Source organism: Escherichia sp. KCJ4928 (assembly GCF_004352695.1).
GTDB lineage: Bacteria > Pseudomonadota > Gammaproteobacteria > Enterobacterales > Enterobacteriaceae > ECMA0423.
Map to the genome: position 1 here is coordinate 1 of NZ_SJWV01000244.1, position 4604 is coordinate 4604.

General features: G+C 45.6%; 8 protein-coding genes. 5 read left to right on the forward strand and 3 right to left on the reverse strand.

Translation table 11 applies throughout. From position 1 onward, the window contains the following. A partial coding sequence (locus tag E0D98_RS21490) for a Rop family plasmid primer RNA-binding protein (RefSeq protein WP_101196753.1) occupies positions 1 to 178 on the forward strand: 178 nt, incomplete at its 5' end. Positions 179 to 848: 670 nt separating this feature from the next. After that, positions 849 to 992, forward strand: a complete 144-nt coding sequence (locus tag E0D98_RS28550) for a replication initiation protein (RefSeq protein WP_152896351.1) — start codon at positions 849 to 851, stop codon at positions 990 to 992. A 194-nt stretch (positions 993 to 1186) separates the two neighbouring features. Here E0D98_RS28550 and E0D98_RS21500 read toward each other — a convergent pair whose 3' ends face one another. Beyond that, positions 1187 to 1318: a colicin release lysis protein gene (locus tag E0D98_RS21500; RefSeq protein ID WP_077521118.1), complete on the reverse strand. Its 132-nt coding sequence runs from the start codon at positions 1316 to 1318 to the stop codon at positions 1187 to 1189. A 29-nt stretch (positions 1319 to 1347) separates the two neighbouring features. On the opposite strand from E0D98_RS21500, the gene cki reads away from it, so the two are divergent. Further along, on the forward strand, positions 1348 to 1638 hold the full coding sequence (gene cki / locus E0D98_RS21505) for a colicin K immunity protein (protein WP_011264161.1): 291 nt from the start codon (positions 1348 to 1350) through the stop codon (positions 1636 to 1638). On the opposite strand, the gene E0D98_RS21510 is transcribed toward cki, so the two are convergent. After that, complete coding sequence (locus E0D98_RS21510; RefSeq protein WP_000362089.1) at positions 1635 to 3107, reverse strand: colicin-like pore-forming protein; 1473 nt, start codon at positions 3105 to 3107, stop codon at positions 1635 to 1637. The genes cki and E0D98_RS21510 overlap by 4 nt on opposite strands. A 243-nt stretch (positions 3108 to 3350) precedes the next feature. On the opposite strand from E0D98_RS21510, the gene E0D98_RS21515 reads away from it, so the two are divergent. Continuing rightward, a complete protein-coding gene (locus E0D98_RS21515) occupies positions 3351 to 3641 on the forward strand; it encodes a hypothetical protein (RefSeq protein WP_000047032.1) in 291 nt (96 codons plus the stop codon). Here E0D98_RS21515 and E0D98_RS21520 read toward each other — a convergent pair. Then, a complete protein-coding gene (locus E0D98_RS21520; protein ID WP_000710675.1) occupies positions 3633 to 3911 on the reverse strand; it encodes a hypothetical protein in 279 nt (92 codons plus the stop codon). The two genes, E0D98_RS21515 and E0D98_RS21520, sit on opposite strands and share 9 nt — an antisense overlap. Positions 3912 to 4032: 121 nt before the next feature. Between E0D98_RS21520 and E0D98_RS21525 the strand changes: the two genes are divergently transcribed. Continuing rightward, on the forward strand, positions 4033 to 4455 hold the full coding sequence (locus E0D98_RS21525; protein ID WP_021539380.1) for an Exc2 family lipoprotein: 423 nt from the start codon (positions 4033 to 4035) through the stop codon (positions 4453 to 4455). Positions 4456 to 4604 lie beyond the last annotated feature (149 nt).

Genomic DNA, 4604 nt, shown 5'->3' on the forward strand with positions numbered 1-4604 from the left:
AAAAACCGCCCTTAACATGGCCCGCTTCATCAGAAGCCAGACGCTGACCCTGCTGGAAAAACTGAATGAACTTGACGCCGACGACCAGGCTGACATCTGCGAAGCGCTTCACGACCACGCCGACGAGCTTTACCGCAGCTGCCTCGCACGCTTCGGGGATGACGGTGAAAACCTCTGACACATGCAGCTCCCGGAGACGGTCACAGCTGGCCTGTGAGCGGATGCCGGGAGCAGACAAGCCCGTCAGGGCGCGTCAGCGGGTTTTAGCGGGTGTCGGGGCGAAGCCCTGACCCAGTCACGTAGCGATAGCGGAGTGTATACTGGCTTAATCGTGTGGCATCAGTGAGGATTGTATGAAAAGTGCACCATGTACGGTGTGAAATGCCGCACAGATGCGTAAGGAGAACATGCAGATGCCGATGCTCTTCCGCTTCCTCGCTCACTGACTCGCTGCGCTCGGTCGTTCGGCTGCGGCGAGCGGTGTCTGCTCACACAAAAGCGGCAATACTGTTATCCACAGAATCAGGGGATAACGCCGGAAAGAACATGTGAGCAACAAGACAAAGCCGGGGAAAAGGCCGCGCCGGTGGCGCTTTTTCCATAGGCTCCGCCCCCCCTGACGAGCATCACAAAAACCGACGCTCAAGTCAGAGGTGGCGAAACCCGACAGGACTTAAAGATACCAGGCGTTTCCCCCCGGAAGCTCCCTCGTGCGCTCTCCTGTTCCGACCCTGCCGATTACCGGATACCTGTCCGCCTTTCTCCCTTCGGGAAGCGTGGCGCTTTCTCATAGCTCACGCTGTTGGTATCTCAGTTCGGTGTAGGTCGTTCGCTCCAAGCTGGGCTGTGTGCACGAACCCCCCGTTCAGCCCGACCGCTGCGCCTTATCCGGTAACTATCGTCTTGAGTCCAACCCGGTAAGACACGACTTAACGCCACTGGCAGCAGCCATTGGTAACTGGATAGTGGATTTAGATACGCAGAACTCTTGAAGTTGAAGCCTTATAGCGGCTACACTGGAAGGACAGCATTTGGTATCTGTGCTCCACTAAAGCCAGTTACCCGGTTAAGCAGTCCCCAACTGACTTAACCTTCGACTAAACCGCCTCCCCAGGCGGTTTTTTCGTTTACAGGCAGCAGATTACGCGCAGAAAAAAAGGATCTCAAGAAGATCCTTTGATCTTTTCTACTGAACCGCGATCCCCGTCAGTTCAGAAGACGAAGATGGTGCAACGGTTCCTCCTTGCACATCACGAATATAGTTTGCTTGACATCCTGACAAGAATAATATTGTAATTAGAAAAATTATTATTTTCATATTTCTTTCCAACAAAAGTAAAAATACTTATGCATTTAAAATACTACCTACATAATTTACCTGAATCACTTATACCATGGATTCTTATTTTAATATTTAACGACAATGATAACACTCCTTTGTTATTTATATTTATATCATCAATACATGTATTGCTATATCCATACTCTAAATTAACCATATCTAGATATATCAAAGAAAATACAAAGTTAAAAAAAGAACCCTGGTACTTATGCAAGTTATCTGCATTGTTTTATTTATTAATGGCAATCCCAGTAGGATTGCCAAGTTTCATATATTACACTCTAAAGAGAAATTAAATCCCTAACAACTCATTAAGTTTGTTCAACTCATCATCCCCTATGTAAGAAGAAACAATACCTGTGACAATTGCAATCCCCCAGAAACCAAGAGGCACACCAACAATAAAACTAAACATTAATGCCACAATTTTTGCCACACCTACATCGACCGCACTTTTCTCCAGCGTGACAAACAAAGGTCGCCAGTTACCAGTTTCTATTGCATTTTTAAAATCAGAACCAACATCATATAGAAAAGATACTCGACTAGTGATTTTAAGCGACTTTGATATCTTCGTTAAATTCTTAGATAACTCATCATAATTAACAGACTCTAACGCATTAAAAATAGCATCCCGATCAACCTTACTGATTTTCTTATCCAGTACATTTTTATACTTTTCAAATGCAGCAAGAGCTTCATCAACACTACTAAATTTACTACCCTTCGCCTTTTCAGCTAAATCCTGAGCTATTCTGGAATATTTTTCCCCATATTGTTCGGTTATATATTGATAAAACCCAACCATAGTATCAACAGAGTCTTTTACCTGACTCTTCTCAAGAGCATCCTTAGCTTCTTTTAATTTTATCTCAGCATTCTGAACATCTGTTTTTTTAGCATCTCTAATGCTAACCGCAGAATTAAGAGCATTCGTCACTGACGAATATTCATTCTTCTTATCCTGCAATTGTCTCTCCAGTTTTTTCTGAACATCACGCCATCCAGGAAATCCAGTAACCTTCACATCAACACTTTTTTGAGCGTTTTCAAGCTCCCCTGCAACTCTGGAAACAATCGCTTGCTTACTCTGTACATCGCTTTCGGCCTTCGCCAGTTCAGCTTTAGCCTCAGCCAGCTTCTTCTCTGCCACTTCCACAGCCCGATGCTCTTCATCAAGAGAATCCTGTCGATTTTTCTCAGCCTCTGCTGCCTCCGCCATTGCTAACAAATGCGCGGTTTCAGCCTGTTGGCGGGCAATCTCATCACGTTGGCGTTCTGCTTCCCGGAGCGCTTTTTCTGCTGCTTCAGCTTCTTCACGGGCTTTTTGCTCTGCCTTCGCAAGGCGCAAACGCTCAGCCTCTGCCTGCATTGCCATATTATTGGCATGAGCAAGGTCAGTTACTGATGGACTACGAGCGGCATTAGCACGTAAAGCGTCATTAACAATATCCTTGAGACGTTGAGTCAGGGCATCACGCTGAGATTTCGCTTTTGCCAATGCTGCCTCAGCCGCAGCAGCACGGGCAGCCTGTTCAGCCTGATGTTTTTTCAACTGCGCGGTAGACCATTTAGCGGTTGCATGTATCGCAGCAGAACTTTCACTGGCCCCACCAAATGCTCCACCGCCTCCACCAACATTTTCAGTTCCAGTTGCAAGCGTCGCTGTAATCGTATCGCCAGTATCAACCCCAACAGTTGGGAATGACCCCTCAGTAGATTCTGTGCTCTCCACATCTGGAGAATTATCAGTGACTTTATCCATAAAGAAATTCCTCTTTGATAATTAAAACAATAAATTAAAAACAACATACTGTACATATAACCACTGGTTTTATGTACAGTAAAACCTACTACTCAGCATTGTCCATGTCAAGAGCATGGATTTTCATTTTTGCAATAAGGATCACACTATGGGGAGGCAGGCATTGAGAACGTCGAAACAGAACACCGGAGCAAATCAGGATGAGATATAAAACTGTTGGATCATGAAAAAACGGAGAACGATGTGAGCAAATCACCCCGCCATAAACTGAACAAAACAGACAAACGACTTCTCGACACCCTTGTTGCTGCCGGATATGAGCATGACAAAGCCCGTGACCTCATCCAGAAACAGGTTTACACGCTGACACTGGCAGATCAGCGTCATGTGGTCAGTGAAATCAGTAATGGTGTGAATCCCACCCAGGCTTACTCGGCGGTATACCAGGCAAGACGCATTCGCCTCGCCCGTAAATATCTGAACGGTAAAAAGGTTATGGAAGAAACCGGGGAAAATACGCCCCCATCAGCGTAAGGATTTCTTTTGCCGCTCCAGAGACTCCAGTTTTTTACGCAAATCCTCTCTTTTTTGGGCATCTCTGGTGCCAGCCAGCTCTGCTCTCAACTCATCGATCTGAAGTTGTATCTTCAGTCTGTTACTGAACATTTTCTGTCTGGCATTAACATCCGCAACAATGCCGTTTTTTGTCTTCTCGGCCTTTTGTTGAAAAACATTGCTGTCCGCATGACTGGCAACCGAAGCAGAAAGAACACTAAAAAGCAGGACTGGCACACATTTTTTCACGGGATTATTCCTGACTCATTGACCATCAAATCACATTGGGAGTAAACCGACGTATGATAAGAGATACTCTTCGGAGATATAACTCCCTGAGTATCAAGATTAAAAACGCAAGGAGATGTTTATGAGATCTGCCGCTGCCAGGCTGCTTCTGATACCTCTGATAACAGCAACAATAGCTCTTACAGGATGCACACCAAAGACCAGCCTGGAACGACATACCCGGCATTATGTTTATGCTTCAGATGATGGATTTGATCCTAACTTCTACACCCAGAAAGCAGACACCATACGTATGATGCTCCCGTTCTTTCAGCAGTTCCGGGATATGGGGATGAAAGACAAAGCAGCCGGAGTATCAGCAGAAACGGCACAGCAACGTGTAAAAGAATTCCACTCAGAAAAATTTTTTCACTCACTCCGGAGCACAACAACCTTTGCTGGCAGAAAATACACAAACAGCGATATGCCTTCGCCGAAAAAAATGAAACTAATGGCAGACACCATTTCTGCGGTTTATCTCGATGGCTACGAGGGAAGACAGTAAGTGGATTTACCATAATCCCTTAATTGTACGCACCGCTGAAATGCGTTCAGCGCGATCACGGCTGCTGACAGGTAAAAATGGCAACAAACCACCCGAAAAGCTGCCGCGATCGCACCTGATAAATTTTAACCGTATGCATAGCTATTCAG

Coding starts and splice junctions, on each gene's coding strand:
- E0D98_RS21500 (WP_077521118.1), bottom strand. CDS start 1,318: ATGAAAATAATAATTTTTCTAATTACAATATTATTCTTGTCAGGATGT.
- cki (WP_011264161.1), top strand. CDS start 1,348: ATGCATTTAAAATACTACCTACATAATTTACCTGAATCACTTATACCA.
- E0D98_RS21510 (WP_000362089.1), bottom strand. CDS start 3,107: ATGGATAAAGTCACTGATAATTCTCCAGATGTGGAGAGCACAGAATCT.
- E0D98_RS21525 (WP_021539380.1), top strand. CDS start 4,033: ATGAGATCTGCCGCTGCCAGGCTGCTTCTGATACCTCTGATAACAGCA.